This is a genomic window from Aquimarina sp. MMG016, assembly GCF_018100805.1.
GTDB lineage: Bacteria > Bacteroidota > Bacteroidia > Flavobacteriales > Flavobacteriaceae > Aquimarina.
Genome location: NZ_JAGJEA010000011.1, coordinates 86236 through 107109, shown reverse-complemented (window position 1 = coordinate 107109; position 20874 = coordinate 86236). Strand labels below are relative to the sequence as shown.

The following is a 20874-nucleotide window of genomic DNA, read 5'->3' as shown; positions in this document are numbered from 1 at the left end:
TATAAACATAAAACAGCCGGAAAAGTATTTTTCCGGCTGTTTTTATATTCAAAAGTTTCGTTGATCTCTATTTAGATTTCATAAATTTCTTAGTCATTTTGTTATTCACTACTAAAAAATATAAACCAACTTCCAGAGATTTAGTGTTTACTGAAGCTATCGGACCATTATAACTTGTTACTACTTGTCCAAGCATATTAACAACTCTAACGCTATATACTTCTTCACCAACTTTTTCAAGCCCGTTAACAAATAGAGTTTCGTATGCAGGGTTAGGATAAATAGTTACATTATCTATTGGATTAGGAGTATCTACGGATAAAGCTTCAATCAGAAGGCCTTCAGAAGTAGTGCTACAACCCGCGGCATTAAATACTTCTAGTGTATACACACCTATTTCTTCAACAATGATACTAGAATTGGTAGCATTTTCTATAGCAACATCATCCAGATACCATTGGTATGCTGAGTATTGACCGGCTACTGAGATTTCAAACTTATCGTCATCTAAGGAAATAGCTGGTACTTCTGGAGCATCAATTGTATTAACGGTTACTGCTGTTCTTTGATCAGTTTCACACTCTCCTAAAGTAGAGATTTGCCAATCATATAAATAATAATAAAATCCTTGTGGGTTGCTTGTTGCTGTACTTTGCTTAATACTAATAATATTAGATACCTGATACGGATAATTTATATTTTGGTTACTTCTAAATAAGTTTGCTCCATCTGTAAATCCAATTCTTAAATCGTTTCCTGCAGGAATATCTAAATTGATTTCTATAATACTTTCTCCATCAGGTATGTTAATAGTTTTTGTTGCTAAAACTTGTTCAGAAGTATCAAGAAGCTGTAAAGTTCGGTTCCCGGCACCTTGTGCAGAAACTCTTGCTTTTTTTAACATTAAAGGCTCTTCTGCATCGAATATCAGATAATATCCGCCACCGTGTATATTACCAGAAGCATCACTTATTTCTTTCATACCTACTTCAGCAGTAGTTATAGGGCTAGAAGTTCCTGATACATAGTATGTTTTTCCTTCTGTAAGCTCTGGTGTTTCAAAAGTACTACCGGTAGCAATTATATTGCCGCCTTGCTCTTGATCATACCAGATATACCCATTACTTCCGGATAAACTAAGAGTTACAGATTCTCCAGAACATGCATTTTCAGAAATACCATTAGGTAATGTGGGTACAGATATATCTACAAAGTTGTCTTTTGTATTGGTATCGCTACCTATATCATTAGTCACCGTTAATTTTACTGTGTACGTTCCACTTTGCGAGTATGTGTGGTTTGGATTTTGAGATGTAGAAGTATTGCCATCTCCAAAATCCCATAAATACGTATTTACTGTATTTATTGAAGTACTTTTAAAAGCAACTTGGCTACAATCTTTTGAGGCCTCAAAATTAGCTACAGGAGGCTGATTGTTATTACCTGGAGCATAAGAACCTGATATTGAATAAAAACCTATTGATGAATAGTCTGAATACCCAGTTGATAAGTTACCTTCTCCAACACCATCGATTTCTATAAAATAGGTACCTCCATCTAGAGTAGTATTAATACTAGCACTAAGATCTCTTGATGGGCTGGAAATTGCAATTTCTTCTCCGGCACCGTTTAGAATTCTTGCCTGTATATTTAGATTAGGGTAATAAGGATCCGGTTGGAAATCAAAATTAACTTCTCCACCCGCAGTTATAAATGATAAAACATCTTTATCAGCTCGTGTGGTAATCAATCCGGAGTTTTGAGAAGCGTTTACATTTCCCTGAGCATCAACAATCAATTCACCGGCCTCCGTGATAGTATCTCCAAAATCATCATTCTTGTATCCAAAACCATTACGGTTTCCAGAAATAATGGCCAAGTCATCTTGATCTTGATCGGCATTGTCATATTCTCCTTTACTCCAGTGTCCAATAGGTCTGTTAACACTCCATCCCATAATTGGACTCCAATCTCCATGTCCGGCATAATAAGTAGTTCCTGATCTTAATCCATCATGTGATAAACCCAGGGTATGTCCAACTTCGTGAGAGCCTGTTTCTCCGGCAGATCGTGTACCGTTGTTAAATGCCCAACAAGGGTCATCATTTCTGGTCGAAGAAAAAGAGTTTAGATATGCTACTCCTCCAGAGCCTGGAGCTGCAGTGGTTGTAGAGGTAAAAATACACATCATTCTTCTATTCTGAGGTGCAGCTTCATAGATTGCTCTATTGGTAGTGATATTAATATTGAAAGGTCTAAAATCCTCAGCCATAATTCTCCAAATAGCTAAGATTTTATCATCACTATAACCAGAAGGAACTGCATCTATCCTTGATCCACCAGCCCATCTGGTGTTTTCTACAACTTCTCCATCAAAATCAAGGTATACAGTAGCTTCTGCTCCAGGAAGGCTTTGAAGATCAGGTGCTTTTGCAGAAACCTTTCCTATATCTTTTTCTTTAGATGCAACTTGTTCAAAATCAATACATAAAACTTTATTGATATCAACTTCTTCTATATACACATCATCATTATCGCCAGAGTAATATTTGTATGCCTTTTTTTGATCAAACAAAATAATATGACCTTCTAGAATACCATCTTGTTTTGTAATATTAAATGTAGAAGAAGTATTATTTCCAATTAATCCAATAATTGAGTAATTGTTTATATCTCCTTCTTTTAGATTAACTTTTCCTGCAATAGATTCAGTATCAGATAATTTTAACGTAATAGTATTTGATTTATTAATACTTAATAGTTTCTGACTAAAAATACTTTCATTTCCAAGGGAATAAGAATTTTTAGTTTGAGCAATAGCAGTACTGTTGGCAAATAGGATAATGAATAAGATCATTAGGAATTTGACACTTCCATTTTGCAATGTATTACAGGGTTCCCGCAATAATTGCTTTAATAAAATAAGGGTTTTCATTTTTTGAGTTTGTGTTTGGTTAAGCTTAGAATATTTAGTTTTAAAGATTATCTGTGTTTCCCACCCAGTATAACTGTTGAGTTATAAAATTATTACACTGATTAATAGTAGGTTAAACAGTATTTGCTAACGTTGTAGGAAAGCTGTTGGAGTTTTAACTTATATAAATAGAGGATAAGAAGCCTATTATTACAGGCCTGAAGAAAGATTTAGGTAATTACCCTAGGATGTAAGTAATTAAGGTTTTGTTAAGGGTATTTTACAAGTAATTTAACAGCGTTGTTTATCGTTGTACTAAAGCCGACTTAAATTAGTAATTTAAAAAATAGCAAAGCTATTACTAGAGGATTTCGTTAATTTCTTCTTTAATGATGGCTAAAGCTTTGTCACTTGGCGCACCATTTTCAATTAGCTGTGTAAGGATTACTTCTCGCATTTTATCTGCAGAATTCACTTCTTCATTGAGAGAAGCTTTTCTGATCATAGCTATTGTTCCATTCTTTGCAGCTATAATTGTATTCCAACAATCATCCGATACATAAATTTGCTGTGTAAGATTATGCTCATATTCTTGATCAATAGTATGGATTAATAGAGATTCATAGTCTTTTTTTTCTTGACTTACTGGGGGCATTCTGTTTAGTAATTTACCTGGGGAAATTCTTTCTAACAATAGAGCAATACGTTCATATGCTTGAAGCTTTAGTGGTAGAGACTGTTTCTGGGTTTCTCTATGCAGAAGAAATCTTCGTCTTTTTTCTTCATTATCCGTATGCACTTTAAAAAAATAAAAAGCTAATAGTGTAATAAATAATGACGGAATCAAAGATATTAGTAAAGGGATTATTTCTATATTCATAGGTATTATAACTATTTAATGTTTTTCTAAAAAATTAAGCCAAAGTATATATTAATTATATGCTCCACCAAGATACGTACAATCTTTTAGATCTTGTGTACAAGTATATGCTACTGAATTCTTATTATATTTAAATGACTCTTTTAGTGTTCGGGTTAATTCTCCATCATCTACATTAGTATCAATATCTTCCATGGTAAACTGACTTGGATGTTCATAGCCTGCTGAATGAGTTATTTCTATAAGTTCTTTTCTAAATGTTTTAAAATATTGAGCTAACCTGTCTGATTTAAGAGGAATATCAATTCCTTTTTGTAACCACTTACTTTGGGTGGCAACACCACTTGGGCATCGATTGGTATGACATATCTGAGCCTGGATACAACCAATACTCATCATAGCTTCTCGAGCAACATTAATGCAATCAACTCCCATTGCAAAAGCCATTGCGGCTTTTGCAGGAAACCCTAATTTACCACTACCGATAAATACAATACGATCAGTGAGATCATATTGCTGAAATATTTTATAAATCGATGCAAAACCATATATCCAGGGTAAAGAAACGTGATCCGCAAAACTTGGTGGTGCTGCTCCAGTGCCACCTTCTCCGCCATCTATAGTAATGAAGTCAGGACCTTTATTGCTTTCTGACATAAGTTTAGCCAATAATTCCCATTGCTCTGTTTTACCGATTGCAGCTTTAATTCCAACCGGAAGCCCAGTCTGTTCTGCAATATCTTCTATAAATTGTAACAATTCCGAAACATCACTAAATGCGGTATGTGCTGAAGGAGATAGGACATCTTTTCCTACTTCAACTCCTCGAATATCTGCAATTTCAGAGGTTATTTTGGCTCCGGGAAGAACTCCTCCTTTGCCGGGTTTAGCACCTTGGGATAGTTTAATTTCTATGGCTTTGATAAATGGATTTTTCTCCACCAACTGCTTCATTTTTTCCATAGAAAAGTTACCATTTTCATCTCTAACACCAAAATAACCTGTTCCGAAATGAAAAACAACATCACCACCATTACTATGATATGGAGAGAGTCCTCCTTCTCCTGTATTATGATATGCATTGGATTTTTGAACTCCTATGTTTAAAGATTCGACAGCTTTTGCAGAAAGAGAACCAAAACTCATCGCCGATACATTGATTATTGATCCAGGTCGATATGGTTTTTTTCGTTTATTATATAATCCCATCACTTTTGCACAGGGAAGAAATGTTTTATCCAGCTTATTAGGATGATTTTTATCCACTCTAAATGGAATCATACAATTCTTTATAAAAATGTGTTGGTGTAAGTAAATATCTCTATCTGTACCAAAACCTTCGTAATTATTTTCATTTTTAGAAGAAGCATATACCCAACCTCTTTCGATTCTATTAAAAGGAAGCTCTTCGCGATTATTGGCAACAAAATACTGTCTTATTTCCGGACCGATACTCTCTAACAAGTATCTAAGGTGTCCTACTATTGGAAAGTTATGACTTATAGTATGTTTTCTATTAAAAAAAATATCTCTTATGGCTACAATAGCCAATATGATGAGAATCCACCCCCACCACGAAATTACACCTAAAAAATTAAGAATAGTTTCCAAATTATTTTTAATTATTGAGCATTAAGATAATCTATTGTAAGTTGTGACATCACTTTTACACCTAAAAGTAAACCACTCTCATCTATATAAAAGTCTGGAGTATGGTGTGCAGCAGCTTTTTCAGTTTCTTTTGATTTTCCTCCTAAAAAGAAATAAAATCCGGGAACTACTTCCTGGAAATATGAAAAATCTTCCCCTCCAGTAGTAGCTTTTGATAAAATTACATTTTCTTTTCCAGCAATACCTTGTATAGTTGGTAGCATTTTCTTTACCAAATCCGGGTCATTGTAAGTAATTGATGTATTGTTCTGAAAATCAATTGTAGCCTCTCCACCATATGTCTTAGCAATAGAAGGAACCATTTCATTCATTCTTCTAATAATCAGTTTTCTCATTTCTGGATCTAGCGTCCTTACAGTACCTATCATTTCTGCACTTTCCGGAATGATATTAAATCGTACACCACTTGTTATTTTACCGACCGTGATTACTGCGGCTTCATTGACTAAAGGAGATTCTCTACTGATAATGGTCTGAAGTCCATCAATAATTTTTGCCGAGATTAGAATAGGGTCTACACCACTCCAGGGAGCTGACCCATGTGTTTGTTTTCCTTTGACATTAATAACAAAACGTTCTACTGCTGCCATAGTGCCACCAGGTTTATATCTAATTTTACCTACAGGAGTTCCGGAATTAATATGAAGTCCAAATATTGCATTAACATCGGGATTTTTTAAAACTCCTTCTTTAATCATTAATTTAGCTCCTCCTTCTTCTCCTGGCGGAGGTCCTTCTTCTGCAGGTTGGAAGATAAATTTTACAGTTCCATTAATTTTGTCTTTATGTTTACTGAGAATTTCTGCAACCCCCATTAGAATGGCAGTATGTGTGTCATGGCCACAGGCATGACTTACTCCAACTTCCTGACCCAAAAAGGTAGTTGTTACAGTAGATTTAAAAGGAATATCAACACGCTCAGTAACAGGAAGCGCATCTATATCTGCCCGTAAGGCAACCACTTTTCCTTCTTTACTGCCTTTAAGAACACCTACAACTCCAGTTTTTGCTACATTTTCAGTAACTTCTATACCTAGATCTTTTAAATGTTTTGCTATTTTTTTAGCAGTGTTGAACTCTCGATTTGATAATTCTGGATTTTGATGGAAATCTCTTCGCCAATCGATTACTTTTTTCTCTATACTTTCTGCAGCTGCTTTAATCTCAGGATTAATCTGAGCTTGGGAGGTACTACAAATTAAGAGGATTATGACTAGGATGAATTGTGTTATATTTTTCATTGAGTTAGAAGTTAATGAGTCTGTAATTTTTATTTTGTAATTGAACAAGGGCTGTCATAGCAGATAAAGCAAATTTTATTTCTGGTAAAGCATCTTCTTTAGAAATACTCCTATGAGCAGCAGTCTGACCACATAATATAATTTGAACACCATTTTTTGCCAGGGAAGAGATTAAAGGTTTATTTGGATTGTTAATCCCATATTTACTTTTATACTTTTTATCATTTAGAATATCATTTGCTGCTGAGCCATGTATAACTAATGCTACTTTGATGTTTTCAAAGGGAACGCCAGCATGGTTGTGCATATTTAAGAATCGAGCAGCAGTATTAATAAGTGGATTTACCTTGGTGCTATCATTAAAAGTGCGACCTACGTCGAAAACAACTTTTAGCTCACTTTTCATATCTGTATCAAAATCAGGATTTGTTACCTGATATGTTTTTCCGAATTCAGTTATGATTTGTCCTTGTATTTGTTTTTGTTGACCAACACTTAATAATGGAATAAGTACAGTTAAGAGTATAGATAATTTGAGTTTCAAACTTTGATTTTTGGTTTTTAAAGATATTCAAAAATCTATAAAAGGAAAATTAAAAATTCCTATTTAAATACAGATATACTAAAAAAAGCATATTACTTAATTGGTAATATGCTTTATAAAGTATTAAAAATTATTTTTTATTGTTTAACCAATTTCCCTACAGACTCGTTATTGATTAAAATGAAATATAAACCAGATGATAGTTCTGATATGTTTAGCTCTTCATTCGGTTTAAATACAGAGACTATTCTTCCAATAGAATTAACTATTCTAATATCATTTTCTTTCATAGTTAACCCTTGTATCAGTAATTTTTCATCACTTTTTATAGGATTTGGAGCAAAGGTATACTGACTACATTGGTCAGATACATTTATATTGACCAAGGTTCTGGATTTTGTTATGCAATCTCCTGCAACTCCTTGTATATAATATGTTTGTGTAGATGACAGTATAGGTGTTTTGTATATGGAGCCTGATGTAATTAGATTACCTCCCGTAGGAGCATCATACCATTCATAATCATCACTACCGGTCATAGTAATTGTAACTGATTCTCCCGTGCAAATATTTTGGTCATTCGCTATTGGTTGACCAGGAATATTAATTGTGACAAAACTTATTTTTTCTTCTGTATCACTACCTAGGTCATTAGAGGTAGTTAATGAAACGGTATAACTTCCACTTGTAGTGTATTCGTGTACTGGGTTTTGTTCTGTGGAGGTATTACCATCTCCAAAATTCCATAAGTATGAATCCACTTTGTTTATAGAAGTACTGGTAAAAGTAGCTAGGGAGCAATCTGTTCTGGCTTCAAAATTAGAAAGTGGCGGTTGATTATTATCTCCAGGAGTATATTGTCCAGAAATTGTATAGTTTCCTAAAGAAGCATAATCGGTATATCCCGTAGAAGGATTTGATCCTTCGCCTACACCATCAATCTCTATAAAATATGTTCCATCGGTAAGTTGAGTGTTTATCGAAGCACTTAGGCCGGTTGGATCCGAAAAGGCAACTTCTTCTCCTAATGCATTTAAGATTCTAGCTTGAATATTTAGGTTAGGGTAATCTGGATCAGGATTAAAATCAAAAGACACATTTCCTGTTTCAATAACGAAAGAAAATACATCTTTATCAGTTCTTTGGCTAATCAAACCAAAATTCTGATTAGGACTCACATTTCCACTTTGTTCTACAAGTATTGGAGTAGCTTGGTTAATATCATTTCCGTGATCATCATTCTGAAACCCAACTCCATTTCTGTCATTTGCTATAATTGCAATATCATCCTGGGTACTTGTTGAGTCATCGTATTCTCCAGCACTCCATTGACCAATAGGTTTACTTGCGCTCCATCCCATAATAGGACTCCATGTACCATGACCATTATAATATGTTGTACTACCAATACCATCGTGAGATAATCCTAGAGTATGACCAACCTCATGCGAACCGGTCTCTCCTGCAGCTCTTGTAGATAAATTATATATCCAACAAGGGTTATCATTACTTCTTGAAAAAGAATTAACATAAGCAACACCGCCAGATCCTGGAGCTGCATCATTTGTAGGAGTGAAGATACACATCATTCTACGGTTTTTTGGTGTAGCTTCAAAAATGCTTCGATCAGTTGTTATATTGATATTAAAGGGCCTAAAATCTTCTGCCATAATTTTCCAAATCTCAATAATTTTTTGATCTGAAAAATTTGGAGACACAGCATTTATGGTTCCTCCATTTACCCAGCTTGTTCCTGAAACTACTTCACCATCAAAATCTAGATATACAACTCCCGGAGCACCTGGAAGACTTTCTAAAATGGGTGCCATTTTTGAAAAAACCGTTCCAACATCTTCTTCACTTTTTGAATCTACTCTATCAAGCTCAATACAGAGCACTTTGTTGATATCTATTTGCTTGATAAAAACTCTACCATTTTCTTCTGTAAAAATTTCATAAGCAATTTTAGATTCTCTTATAACAATATTACCTTCTAGTTTACCATTAGTTTTGGAAAAAGTAAAGGTTGAAGACTCTTGATTGTTTACAGAACCTATTAAGGTAAGATTTTGGCCTTCTGTTTTTTGGAAATTTAACTTTAATGATAAAAACTCACCGTTACTTAGATTGAATGTTTCTTGTTGTGATTTCTTAGATATAAGTAATTTATTAATGAAATCACTCTGGTTTTCTGAAATCAAGAATGATTTTTCTGACTGAGCATTAGTAGTAAAGTAATTTACCATAAGAAAAGCAAAGAAACAGTACTTGAGGGTTTTAATATTCATTATTATTCGTTCGTTATGTTTTTTAATAAATAATAAAACTCTCAACGCATTTTAAGAAAGTAATCATTGAGAGTTTTGGCAAAGGATTTATAAATTCTGTTATGAAATACTAATTATTCGTTCTAATGGAATAATAGTAGATTGTTTAAGTATGACTTCTTTATCTGTAATTCCCCATATGGTAGTTTCCACTTTTTTGAATCCTTGATCATCTACAAAAACAATTCTTACTTTTTGATGTTCTAGATTACCAAGGGATAGGGCTCTTTGTAGTTCAAGAAATCGATCAATTTGATCTTTTCTCTTATTCAGAACATCTTGTTTTGGAAATTTTAGAAATCTAATTTGCTCTTTTTCAATATTCGTTACATTCATATTAGGGGCCATAGTGTTAGGTTTAAGTTACTATATATTCATAAAGGGAAACGGGGTTTTGTTTAAAACTGGTTAAATATAACGTATTTTGACTTATAAAAACGCTTTTTATCGATTTTTAATTTTTAAAGTTATTAACGATGTAGGAATTTTGAAATTAAAACAGTAGTTTTTTGTAGGAATTATTGATATCCTATAAAAGTTTCCTGAGCTTCGAGCACAGAAGTGACATATGTTTTATATTCCTGATATTCTTCTGTTGTTATATTTTTTAAATTAGTTTTAGATTCAATATTTACTTTTAGATGGTTAGAACTAACTAATTTGTAGTTTATTTTAAAAGAGTGATTTTTATAAGTATATGATTGATTTTCTGGTATTTCTGTGAATTTATTAGACTTCCCTAAATGAATATCATATTCATTAATATAATGATCAATAGTTTCGTATTGGATATACTCAATTGGGTATTTTCGATCATCTACATTGATAATATCACTGCTATATGCCATAGTAGGTTTTGGTAGTTGAATAATTTTAGTATTTCCGATTTTATTAATTTTTTCTTTTGAAGTGACATCGATAGTAAAATCTATATCTGAATTTTTAATACGAGTTTTAGTTTGATATACAGTATCGATTTTTATGTTTGAACCTAATGAGGAAGAAAAGGCCTCATATATGTTTTTTTTCAAAGTTTTGTAACTAGGCTCTATAAATATACCTTTATAATATGATGAAGCGGCACCCTGAATTGAAGATTCAATATTATATTGTTGATTTTTATCTATTATATTGACCTTAATCTTATTGTTGAATACAGATTTAGTTTTGGTTACATCCTTAAGTTTAAACAAATCGTATTTCTTATTATTATTGGTTGACATAAAAGGAATTTCCAATCCGGTTGCATTATATAAGGATGTTGGTAAAGATTTGAAGGGTAGGTGTTTATCTGTTAATTCTAAGAATTGTTCTTTTCCATCGATTATTACTTTTACAATACAATGGTTAAAATTTTGACTAGGCAATACAAGTGCCTTCTGTCCATAGTCTGAGGTAAGAATAAGCAATAGATTAGATTTTAAGCCTGCTTTTTCGGCTAGTGTAACAAATAGTGTTGAGAAGTCTTTGCAATCTCCTAGTTTGGTTCTTATTGTTTTTGATGGTTTTTGAGGAATAAAACCACTTTGTCTGAAACTAACATAACTATAACTCATCGTATTCATTATATAGTTATAGATAGCTTTTGCAATATCTTCTTGTGATAAGGATTTTGTTCCTTTAGGAAAAATACTATCATATGCTTTTTGAACCTCTGGGTTAAAGATCATTTGAGATCTAACTAGGTCTGAATACCAAAATGCAATATCATTCCAATTGGATATTGTGCTTATATGAAGATATCGTGCAATATCCACATCATTCGGCATATAATATTCGCTTTGATGTAATGGTTTATTATTTTTTAGATTCCAGGTATATACATCAAAATTATCTTTGGATTCTTTGGTGTATGATAACTCACCATTAGTCACTTTATGCTGTACAGATCTTCCTTTTGGAGCAAGGAGGGTATATTTGGTTTCTACACATGGGTGATATGAATCAAACTGATAATAATCTATAAAATCGTTATAAAACCTTCCATATCCGCTATAACGAGCTTCATAATTAATATGAATAACATCGCCTTTACTAAGGCCATTAAAAACAAATTTAGAGCCACTTTTTTCAGCAGGAATAACAGATCCATCTGGTTTTACAATTTCGGATTTGATGATTGTATACCCACCGGATAATCCTAAATCATATTCCTTAAAACGTTCAATGCCTGCTTCTGAAGTAATTTCGTAGATAAAAGTATTATTAGATTTTCCTCCGCTTTCTGGATATAAAAGAGTAACTACTTCATCTAATAAAATATTAAATCCATAGTTGTTGGATAAATCTTTATTACGGTGGGTGTCTATGTAATTATAAGCATCTTTAGTAACATAAGTTTCAATGATATCTTTTTCATTCTTTAAATCTTTAATCTTTTTTCTTAAAGATGAATTATTACTATTATGTGATAGCGATTCCTGATATGCAATTAATGCTTCTTCCTTTCTTTTTAGCTGTAATAAAGCATCTCCTTTATATTTTTGCATTTTATATGAATACGGATAGTTATCCAAAGCTTTTTCTATAAAAGGTAATGATTCTTTATACTTCTCGTATTTATGTAGTTGCTGTATAATATCTTCTACAGCATAGTTGTCTCCGCTTAAGGGTTCATACAAAGATTTAAGTATGGATAAAGCTTTCTCTTCTTTATTTTGTTTATTATATAAACGTGCTAGTTTGGTTTTAGATGAATAATCAGAATAATTCTCGACGATATATTCTAGTAATTCAATTTCCTTTTCATTATCACCAAGTATTGCAGTGTATAAACCAGTATAAGCATTCAATATTTTTATCCACTTATCTTTTTTGGCAGTAGCAACTAAATTATCTAGTTCTTTCTTAATTTTGGATTTATCAGATTTTCTTACCGCTAAAATTATATTTGCCGATTGGGACATCATTTTATAATCTGTTGCGTTAGAAAGTTTGTCTAGAAATTTTTCCAAGCTTTCTATATCCATTCTGGATAATTTTGATCGATCACGAAACTTATAAATCAGAGATAAATAATATTCTTCATCATCAAGTTCCAGATTTTTCATAAGCTCTTGTAAAGATGTTCTATCCTGTTCTAATTCATAGGTGATGATCATTAATTTTCTGATCATAGAACTCTTAGGGTATTGTTTTAATATTGGTGTCAAGTATTCTTTTGCTTTTTCGTATTTAGAGTTTCTGATATAGCATTGAATCAAACAATATTGGTAAAAGAAATTATTAGGATTTTCTTTGATTTTATTTAGAAAGAATTCCTCTACAGAGTGATTTACTTTTATGGGGTTGATCACTTCTTTAGAGGCTGTATTGTAATCAGTAACGGTATCACTATATTTAAGAGTTTGTATAGGATATCCGGATTTGTCAGTAATTCGGGCAATAAAATAGCTAGCACTATTTCCTTCTGCATTTTTGATTAGTAATCTGTTAACTCCTTTAGGAATAGTAATTTCTACGTTGTAGGCATCTATATCAGTAATTACATCTTTAGCATTTTCGTATACAATTATATCATTCAACCAAACTTTGAAATTACCTGAATTTCCTAACCTTAGAACTACTCTTTGGTCGTTTGGAGAGGTAATAAAGGTCTGAGCATAATTTACTCCATAACCATACTCAGCATGGTTTGTGAAAAACTGATAGGCCTCTTTTTTTAATTCTTTAGGGATATACCAATTTACGCTTCCATTACTATTGGCATCAAAATCTTCAGTACTTGAAGCTTTTTGCTCAGGAGGGTATACAATGTCTAATCCACTGTTGTTTAGATTTTCAAAAACACCGCAGAATTGCCATTCTCTAATCCCAGATAATTTAGATTGAATTTGATAGTATTCTTCCCAATTATTTTGATATCTATATACAACAGAATTTAGATATAGTAAAGCTTCTTGTATGGTTTGATTTTCTACTTCTTTTGAAGAAACTTTTTCAATTGCACTTATATTATTGATATTAAATCCTGATTTTAAGTAATCATTGAATAAAAATTCTTTGTTCCATAGTGCATAAACGTAATATTCATAGTCATTAAAGGCCATTAGTTTATCTATAAACCCATTCAGGGTAGCAAAGCGTCCATTTTCTGCTCTCAGAATTTGTTCTGTAATAAGATGTTCTATATTTTTTTGCTTGATCTTTTGTTTTCGAAATAACTCGATAGCAGTTTCTCTGTTATTGGATAATACTTCATTCCAATATTTTTGATAAGATTCTTGAGAAAAAGTGTTGCAAAAAATAAGTGCAGAAAGCACTATAAAGAAGTAATATTTCTTCATAATTCTGTAGGTTATATATTTTTTAATGTAGATAATGGGGAAACTATCTATAAGCTTGCAATATACTAAATCTAAGGGATTTTTGTTGTGTTAATCTTGTGTAAACACTAGATAGTTAATGTTTTGTTTAAAAGTAAACTTATATAAGCTTCCAAAACCGTCTTGGTTTACTTAAATTTCGGGTTTTAAATAATTGCAGATTTTGGAAGAGTATTTAGCAGAATTGAATGATGCGCAACGAGCTCCTGTACTTCAGGTAGATGGCCCTATGATAGTTATAGCTGGTGCGGGCTCTGGTAAAACACGAGTGTTAACTTATCGTATTGCTTATTTGATGCATAAAGGAGTGGATTCATTTAATATACTATCCCTGACATTTACTAACAAGGCAGCACGTGAGATGAAAAAGCGTATTGCCCAGATTGTAGGCTCTAGCGAGGCTAAAAATCTATGGATGGGTACATTCCACTCAATTTTTGCTAAAATATTGAGGTTTGAAGCCGATAAACTAGGATATCCTTCTAATTTCACTATCTATGATACGCAAGATTCTCAGCGATTGATAGCCTCCATCATTAAAGAAATGGGGCTGGATAAAGATATCTATAAATACAAACAAGTATATTCTCGTATATCTTCATATAAAAATAGTCTGATTACTGTAAAGGCATATTTTCAAAATGCTGAACTTGTTGAAGCTGATGCTATGGCAAAGCGTCCTAGAATGGGAGAAATCTATCAACATTATGTAGATCGATGTTTTAAGGCTGGGGCAATGGATTTTGATGATTTATTATTAAAAACCAATGAGCTGTTGAATCGTTTTCCTGATGTTTTAGCTAAATATCAGAATCGTTTTAGATACATATTAGTAGATGAGTATCAGGATACAAACCATTCTCAGTATCTAATTGTAAGAGCCTTATCGGATAAATTTCAGAATATATGTGTGGTGGGTGATGATGCGCAGAGTATTTATGCTTTCCGTGGAGCGAATATCAATAATATTTTGAATTTTCAGCGAGATTATGATAATGTACAGCAATATAGATTAGAGCAGAATTATCGATCTACAAAGAATATTGTAGAAGCAGCAAACTCTATCATTGATAAAAATAAGACCAAGCTTGATAAGGTTGTTTGGACAGCAAATGATCCTGGTCCTAAAATTATAGTAAACAGATTAATTACTGATGGTGATGAAGGAAGGTTTGTAGCGAGCTCGATTTTTGAAAATCAAATGCAACATCAGTTAGGGAATGGACAATTTGCAGTATTGTACAGGACTAATGCCCAATCCAGAGCGATAGAAGATGCTTTACGAAAGCGTGATATCAAATATAGGATCTACGGTGGGTTATCTTTTTATCAAAGAAAAGAAATCAAAGACGTACTAGCTTATCTTCGATTAATAATTAATCCAAAAGATGAAGAAGCATTAAAACGTGTCATTAATTATCCGACCAGAGGAATAGGCGGAACTACAGTTGATAAATTAGTAGTAGCGGCAAACCATTATGATCGCTCTATCTTTGAAGTTATTGAAAATCTAGATCGTATAAATCTAAAAATCAATAGTGGTACTAAAACCCGATTAGAAAACTTTATGAATATGATCAAAAGTTTTCAGATTGCGAATCAGACATCTGATGCTTTTGTTCTGGCTGAGATGGTGGCTAAAAAAACGGGTTTATTACAAGAACTTAAAAAGGATGGTACTCCAGAAGGAATAGCTCGGATCGAAAATATTGAAGAGTTACTAAATGGTATTCGGGATTTTGTTGAAGGTCAAAAAGAATTAGCTGATGAAACTGGTTCTCTGGCAGAGTTTCTGGAAGATGTAGCTTTAGCAACAGATCTGGATCAAGATACCGGAGATGATGACCGAGTAGCACTAATGACCATTCACCTGGCAAAAGGATTAGAGTTTCCTTATGTTTATATTGTAGGTATGGAGGAAGATCTGTTTCCATCTGGTATGAGTATGAATACCCGGAGTGAACTAGAAGAGGAGAGACGTTTGTTTTATGTAGCCTTAACTAGAGCCGAAAAACAAGCCTACTTAACGTACACTCAATCTCGTTATCGATGGGGAAAATTGGTTGATGCAGAGCCCAGTAGGTTTATTGAGGAGATAGATGATCAGTTCTTAGATTATATTACTCCTGTAGATAATTATAGATATAAACCATTAATTGATTCTGATATTTTTGGAGAGGTAGATAAAAGCAAGCTTAGGCTAAAAAAACCAGTTTCAGGATCTCCACCAGTTGCCCATAAGCCTTCTGAAGAACAACTAAGAAAGCTTCGTAAATTAAGACCTGCAACTGATAATGTAGCTGGTGAATCCAAAACTAACCTTTTTGATGGTGATCTTATTCCGGGGACTATGGTTGAACACATGCGTTTCGGAAAAGGAAAAATCTTAAAATTAGAAGGAATAGGACAAGATAAAAAAGCCGAAATCCATTTTGATAAAGGAGGAATAAAAAAATTATTGCTTCGTTTTGCTAAGTTAAAGATAATAGGATAATAATTAATTAAAGTGTATTGTACCTTTACAGGTAACTATATTAATAATGGCAGAGTTCGTAAAATTATATGAAGAGAACCCAAACCCGCGTGAAGTACAGCGAGTAGTGGATTGCTTACGTAATGGAGGATTAATAATTTATCCTACAGATACTGTCTATGGTTTAGGGTGTGATATTACTAATACCAGAGCTTTAGAACGTATTGCGAAGATCAAAGGAGTGAAATTGGCTAAAGCTAATTTTTCCTTTATTTGTAAGGATCTTAGTAATTTGTCAGATTATGTAAAACAAATAGATAATGCAACGTTTAAACTACTTAAACGTACGTTGCCTGGACCTTATACCTATATCCTTCCTGGGAGTAATAATCTACCAACGGTATTTAAGAAGAAAAAAACCGTCGGAATTCGTGTTCCTGAAAATAATATTTGCCAAGCTATTGTTGAGGAATTGGGGAATCCTATTGTTTCTACCTCTATTTATGATGAGGATGAAGTGATTGAATATACCACAGATCCTGAGTTAATACTCGAAAAATGGGATAACCTGGTTGATATGGTCGTGGATGGAGGATACGGTGATAATATTCCTTCTACGGTAATTGATTTAACAAGTGGAGAACCTGTATTGCTTCGAGAAGGTAAGGGGAGTGTGGATATTATATAGAGATGAGTTTGTGAGGGCGCTTCGCTATTAGAGGTGAGGTATTAGGTGTGTACTTCTAAATTCAAAAATTCATAATTATAATATATTCCGATACTCCAATACTCAATCACTCAACAACATAATTCATTTCATTTCTATAAGCACTTGGTGTTTTTCCGGTAAATTTTTTGAATAGTTTATTAAAATGTGAAAAATTGCTAAAACCACTTTCATAGCAGATATCAGTAATACTCGTTTGTTTCTCGTGCAATAATTTTGCGGCATGGACAAGCCTATATTCATTTACAAATTGAATAAAAGTCTTACCAGTAATCTTTTTGAAATATCTACAAAATCCGGGTACACTCATGCTTACTTTCTCGGCAATTTCTTCAAGAGGTATAGGACGAGTGAATTCTTCTTGAACAAAGTTAAATATCAGATTAATCCTATTATTATCCTGTAATTCTGTTTCAATAATAAAGCCTTCGGCATTAAGAATTGTATAATCATCCGTTAACTGCATTTCTTTTAAAACTTGTAAAATGCCCAGAAGTTTATCAAATGTATCTAGATTTTTTAAGGCTTCGATTTGCGCGCCTATTCTTCTTTTTGTATCTCCGTGATATACGATTCCTTTTTTAGCCTGTTCCAGTAGTTTACCAATATTATTCATTTCGGGAATATTAAAAAAAGAACTTCCTAAAAAATCCGGTAACATCTGTATAATAGTTTCGCTACTATTTCCGGTTAAGGTATCGGTAAAACCGCAATGAGGTAGATTAGATCCAATAAGCATTAGGGCTCCATTTCTATAATACGACATATGACTACCGATTTGTCTTTTTCCTGTACCACCATTGACATAAACAATCTCTATTTCAGGATGATAATGCCAGATGGGGGCTTTATTCATTTTTTCTTTAGAGAAACTTTCATAATATATCGAACTCCCGAATTCAGGAACAATTTTCTCTAGAGTAGGCTTTACACTTTGTAGTTTTTTCATAGTTCTTAAACTAAATAGATTTTTATAGAGGTAATATTCCCCAAAATATTGTGTTGAAAATGTTAAATATATGCTTAATTAATTTTAATAATGTGTTAAATTATCATTAATATGGTTTAAACGTATTTATTGATGTTAAAATAGAACATATATATGCAAATATAGATGTATTTGTTAAAATGATCCTGATTTACATTTGTACCACAAAACGTTAACAACTTTAAAACTAGAAATGATGAGAAGAGTAATTAACCTATGTGTATTGATTTGTGCTGTAGTATTCAGTACAAGCATGAAAGCAGCAGATGTTTTATCTGTAAAAATTGGAACCGCTTCTACAATTCATGTTTCTTTATCTAATGCTGCGATTGGTCAACAGCTGTATTTAAAGAGTTATGAAGGTGATATATTATTTAATGTTACCCTGCAACCAGAAAAAACATTTGTAAAAAGCTTTGATCTGGAGTTACTACAGGATGGTATTTATTTTGTGGAAACAGAAACTGAATTCGAAATAAAAGTAACTCCTGTTTTAAAGAATAATAAAGGTGTTGCTTTGATAAACAATTCTGTAACTACAATTTTTAAGCCGGCTATTGACAAAGATAACGGTATGATTAATGTAATGTTTACCAATGCAGAAAAGTCGCAGGTAAACCTTTATATCTATGATAAAGAAGATGTTTTATTACACGAAGAAGTGATATCAAAAAATGAAGATATTATAAAAAGATCTTTTGATTTTTCTAAAGTACCTTCTGGTGAGTATAAAGTCTATTTTAAGTTAAAGGATAGAACTTTTATAGAACGCGTTAGTATTTAATTGTTTTTATATAACCACAACAATAAAGGCAGCTTCTGATAGGGCTGCCTTTTATTTTTTAGAAATATCCCAGTTTTTTTTTGACCTCTTCTTTGTAATTCCTGCCAATAGGTATTTTTAGTCCTTTTATTTCGACCTCACTAGGAGAAAAAGCATCAATAAAATCGATTCCTATAATAAAAGAACGATGAACTCTTAAGAATTTTTCTGTCGGGAGTATTTCTACAATACTAGAAATACTTTTATGAGCAGTAATCTCTCGATCAATTGTTTTTATTTTGATATAATTTTTTAGACTTTCTATGCATAAGATATCTTTCAGGAATATCTTTTGCATCTTTTTTTCGACTTTGAGATATATAAAAGCTTCTTGATAGTTAATCCCGTCGTCTACTGTATTTTTAATTTGGGTTGCTGGTTTTTCTAACTTAAGTACTTTATGTATAGATTTTAAAAAACGGGAGAATTCAATGGGTTTGAGTAAATAATCAATGGCTTCCAGATTAAATGCATCTACCGCATAATTACTATATGCAGTTGTAAAGATTACTTTAGGAGTAGGGTTAAGTCCTTTTAAAAACTCAATCCCGGTAAGTTCTGGCATCTGTATATCCAGAAAAATTAAATCAACTTTGTTTTTTGCAATAAAATCAAATGCTTCAATAGCATTGGCACAAGAACCTATAAGTTTCAGATCATTAATTCTAGAAACATAACTTTCTATAATTTCTCTTGCCAGAGGCTCATCATCAACCACGATGCATTTAATCTTTTCTTTCATCCTAAATTGATTTACTGCAGATTTAATTTTAAAAATACTTCATATGATAATTCATTATCCTTTATAACTAAAGTATGTTTATCCTTATATAATAAATCTAACCTTTTTTCGACATTAGAAAAACCGATACCGCTATCTGTGGTTTGTTCTTTTGAGTTTTGATTTTTTCCGTTTTCGACCTGTAATACAAGTTGATATTGTTTTACGACTAAATTAATAACTACCCAGGAGTTTTGGGTACAAGATGTACCGTGTTTAAAAGCATTTTCTACAAACGGTATTAAAAGAAAGGGTGATATTTCGTAGTCTTTATCTATTTCTGAATTAAAACTTATGTCTACATTTTTATCAAATCTTATTTTTTCTAGATCAACATAATTTCTAAGGTATTCAATTTCTTTAGATATAAAAACTTTTGGAACATTTGCTTCATATAACATATACCGCATTAATTGCGAAAGCTTAAGTACTGATTGTCCTGCCAGGTCAGATTTTTTAATTATTAGCGCATATAGATTATTTAATGTATTAAACAAGAAATGTGGGTGAACCTGGTTTCTAAGTTGATTTAATTCTGCCTCTAATTTTTCTTTTTGTAGTGTTAGTGCCTTTTGTTGAGAGTTGTAATAAAACTTAAAGAAATTTACGCCCAGTGGGATAATAGCGGCAATATTTACATCCAAAACAGTATTCATTAATTCTGTGATGGTAAAATACCCCTGACTTTGCCAACCAGGGAAATAAGATGGTTCTACATGAAAGTATATGATGGGTCTTTGTATACAAATACTACAGAAAAGTAAAAGTAAGATGTATGATATGATAAAAGCGATAAATTGTTTTTTGAGGAAAAATTTTGGAATCAGAATGTAAATAGAAACATATACTAATATCATTCTTGCAGGCAACCCGAAAGACTGTATGATAAATGAGCGACTATAATCATTATCGTGTGTTCCCCAGGTGACACCAAAAAATATGATCAACCCTATCCAATACACAATGTGTTTTGCAATTCGGTTCGGAAATTTGTTTTTGGTAATAAATAGATTCATCAAAATAGATATGAATTGGATCTCCAAAATCTGAAAAAAAGTATACGTATCATAGTTTTGATTACAAACAACCGGCAATATAATACATACAACATTAATACAATTTCTAAATACTACTTGAATTATTGTTCAGCAAGTTTCCGTAATAATTGGTTGTTTATCCA

At 32.4% G+C, this 20874-nt stretch carries 14 protein-coding genes; 3 read left to right on the top strand and 11 right to left on the bottom strand.

Annotated features, from left to right (window positions below; all coding sequences use genetic code 11):
* Window positions 1-67: 67 nt before the first annotated feature.
* The 8 genes from J8M14_RS17975 to J8M14_RS17940 form a co-directional block, all read right to left on the bottom strand.
* Window positions 68-2935, bottom strand: a complete 2868-nt coding sequence (locus J8M14_RS17975) for a PKD domain-containing protein (RefSeq protein WP_211076208.1) — start codon at window positions 2933-2935, stop codon at window positions 68-70.
* Between the two features lie 340 nt (window positions 2936-3275).
* Window positions 3276-3794 (bottom strand): hypothetical protein, encoded by a 519-nt coding sequence (locus tag J8M14_RS17970; RefSeq protein WP_211076207.1) that lies wholly within the window; start codon window positions 3792-3794, stop codon window positions 3276-3278.
* Between the two features lie 51 nt (window positions 3795-3845).
* Complete coding sequence (locus J8M14_RS17965) at window positions 3846-5405, bottom strand: FMN-binding glutamate synthase family protein (RefSeq protein WP_211076206.1); 1560 nt, start codon at window positions 5403-5405, stop codon at window positions 3846-3848.
* Between the two features lie 11 nt (window positions 5406-5416).
* Window positions 5417-6706 (bottom strand): amidohydrolase, encoded by a 1290-nt coding sequence (locus tag J8M14_RS17960; protein ID WP_211076205.1) that lies wholly within the window; start codon window positions 6704-6706, stop codon window positions 5417-5419.
* Window positions 6707-6710: 4 nt separating this feature from the next.
* Complete coding sequence (locus tag J8M14_RS17955; RefSeq protein WP_211076204.1) at window positions 6711-7250, bottom strand: DsrE family protein; 540 nt, start codon at window positions 7248-7250, stop codon at window positions 6711-6713.
* A 137-nt stretch (window positions 7251-7387) separates the two neighbouring features.
* Window positions 7388-9538, bottom strand: a complete 2151-nt coding sequence (locus J8M14_RS23330; protein ID WP_211076203.1) for a PKD domain-containing protein — start codon at window positions 9536-9538, stop codon at window positions 7388-7390.
* A gap of 99 nt (window positions 9539-9637) precedes the next feature.
* Entirely contained in the window at window positions 9638-9925 is a 288-nt protein-coding gene (locus J8M14_RS17945) for a hypothetical protein (protein ID WP_247672692.1), read from the bottom strand.
* Between the two features lie 170 nt (window positions 9926-10095).
* Entirely contained in the window at window positions 10096-13863 is a 3768-nt protein-coding gene (locus J8M14_RS17940) for a DUF3857 domain-containing protein (protein WP_211076202.1), read from the bottom strand.
* 202 nt (window positions 13864-14065) lie between these two features.
* Here J8M14_RS17940 and J8M14_RS17935 point away from each other — a divergent pair, with 202 nt between their 5' ends.
* On the top strand, window positions 14066-16396 hold the full coding sequence (locus J8M14_RS17935) for a UvrD-helicase domain-containing protein (protein ID WP_211076201.1): 2331 nt from the start codon (window positions 14066-14068) through the stop codon (window positions 16394-16396).
* Between the two features lie 46 nt (window positions 16397-16442).
* Window positions 16443-17063: an L-threonylcarbamoyladenylate synthase gene (locus J8M14_RS17930; protein ID WP_211076200.1), complete on the top strand. Its 621-nt coding sequence runs from the start codon at window positions 16443-16445 to the stop codon at window positions 17061-17063.
* Between the two features lie 106 nt (window positions 17064-17169).
* On the opposite strand, the gene J8M14_RS17925 is transcribed toward J8M14_RS17930, so the two are convergent.
* A complete protein-coding gene (locus J8M14_RS17925; protein WP_211076199.1) occupies window positions 17170-18051 on the bottom strand; it encodes an AraC family transcriptional regulator in 882 nt (293 codons plus the stop codon).
* A 235-nt stretch (window positions 18052-18286) separates the two neighbouring features.
* Between J8M14_RS17925 and J8M14_RS17920 the strand changes: the two genes are divergently transcribed.
* Complete coding sequence (locus J8M14_RS17920; RefSeq protein WP_211076198.1) at window positions 18287-18874, top strand: hypothetical protein; 588 nt, start codon at window positions 18287-18289, stop codon at window positions 18872-18874.
* Between the two features lie 58 nt (window positions 18875-18932).
* On the opposite strand, the gene J8M14_RS17915 is transcribed toward J8M14_RS17920, so the two are convergent.
* Window positions 18933-19655 (bottom strand): response regulator transcription factor, encoded by a 723-nt coding sequence (locus J8M14_RS17915; RefSeq protein ID WP_211076197.1) that lies wholly within the window; start codon window positions 19653-19655, stop codon window positions 18933-18935.
* Window positions 19656-19666: 11 nt separating this feature from the next.
* Complete coding sequence (locus J8M14_RS17910) at window positions 19667-20710, bottom strand: histidine kinase (protein ID WP_211076196.1); 1044 nt, start codon at window positions 20708-20710, stop codon at window positions 19667-19669.
* Window positions 20711-20874: the final 164 nt, after the last annotated feature.

Bases quoted from the DNA above. Each gene is read 5' to 3' on its own strand.
- J8M14_RS17975 (WP_211076208.1), bottom strand. From the start codon at position 2,935: ATGAAAACCCTTATTTTATTAAAGCAATTATTGCGGGAACCCTGTAAT.
- J8M14_RS17970 (WP_211076207.1), bottom strand. From the start codon at position 3,794: ATGAATATAGAAATAATCCCTTTACTAATATCTTTGATTCCGTCATTA.
- J8M14_RS17960 (WP_211076205.1), bottom strand. From the start codon at position 6,706: ATGAAAAATATAACACAATTCATCCTAGTCATAATCCTCTTAATTTGT.
- J8M14_RS23330 (WP_211076203.1), bottom strand. From the start codon at position 9,538: ATGAATATTAAAACCCTCAAGTACTGTTTCTTTGCTTTTCTTATGGTA.
- J8M14_RS17945 (WP_247672692.1), bottom strand. From the start codon at position 9,925: ATGGCCCCTAATATGAATGTAACGAATATTGAAAAAGAGCAAATTAGA.
- J8M14_RS17940 (WP_211076202.1), bottom strand. From the start codon at position 13,863: ATGAAGAAATATTACTTCTTTATAGTGCTTTCTGCACTTATTTTTTGC.
- J8M14_RS17930 (WP_211076200.1), top strand. From the start codon at position 16,443: ATGGCAGAGTTCGTAAAATTATATGAAGAGAACCCAAACCCGCGTGAA.
- J8M14_RS17925 (WP_211076199.1), bottom strand. From the start codon at position 18,051: ATGAAAAAACTACAAAGTGTAAAGCCTACTCTAGAGAAAATTGTTCCT.
- J8M14_RS17920 (WP_211076198.1), top strand. From the start codon at position 18,287: ATGAGAAGAGTAATTAACCTATGTGTATTGATTTGTGCTGTAGTATTC.
- J8M14_RS17915 (WP_211076197.1), bottom strand. From the start codon at position 19,655: ATGAAAGAAAAGATTAAATGCATCGTGGTTGATGATGAGCCTCTGGCA.
- J8M14_RS17910 (WP_211076196.1), bottom strand. From the start codon at position 20,710: ATGAATCTATTTATTACCAAAAACAAATTTCCGAACCGAATTGCAAAA.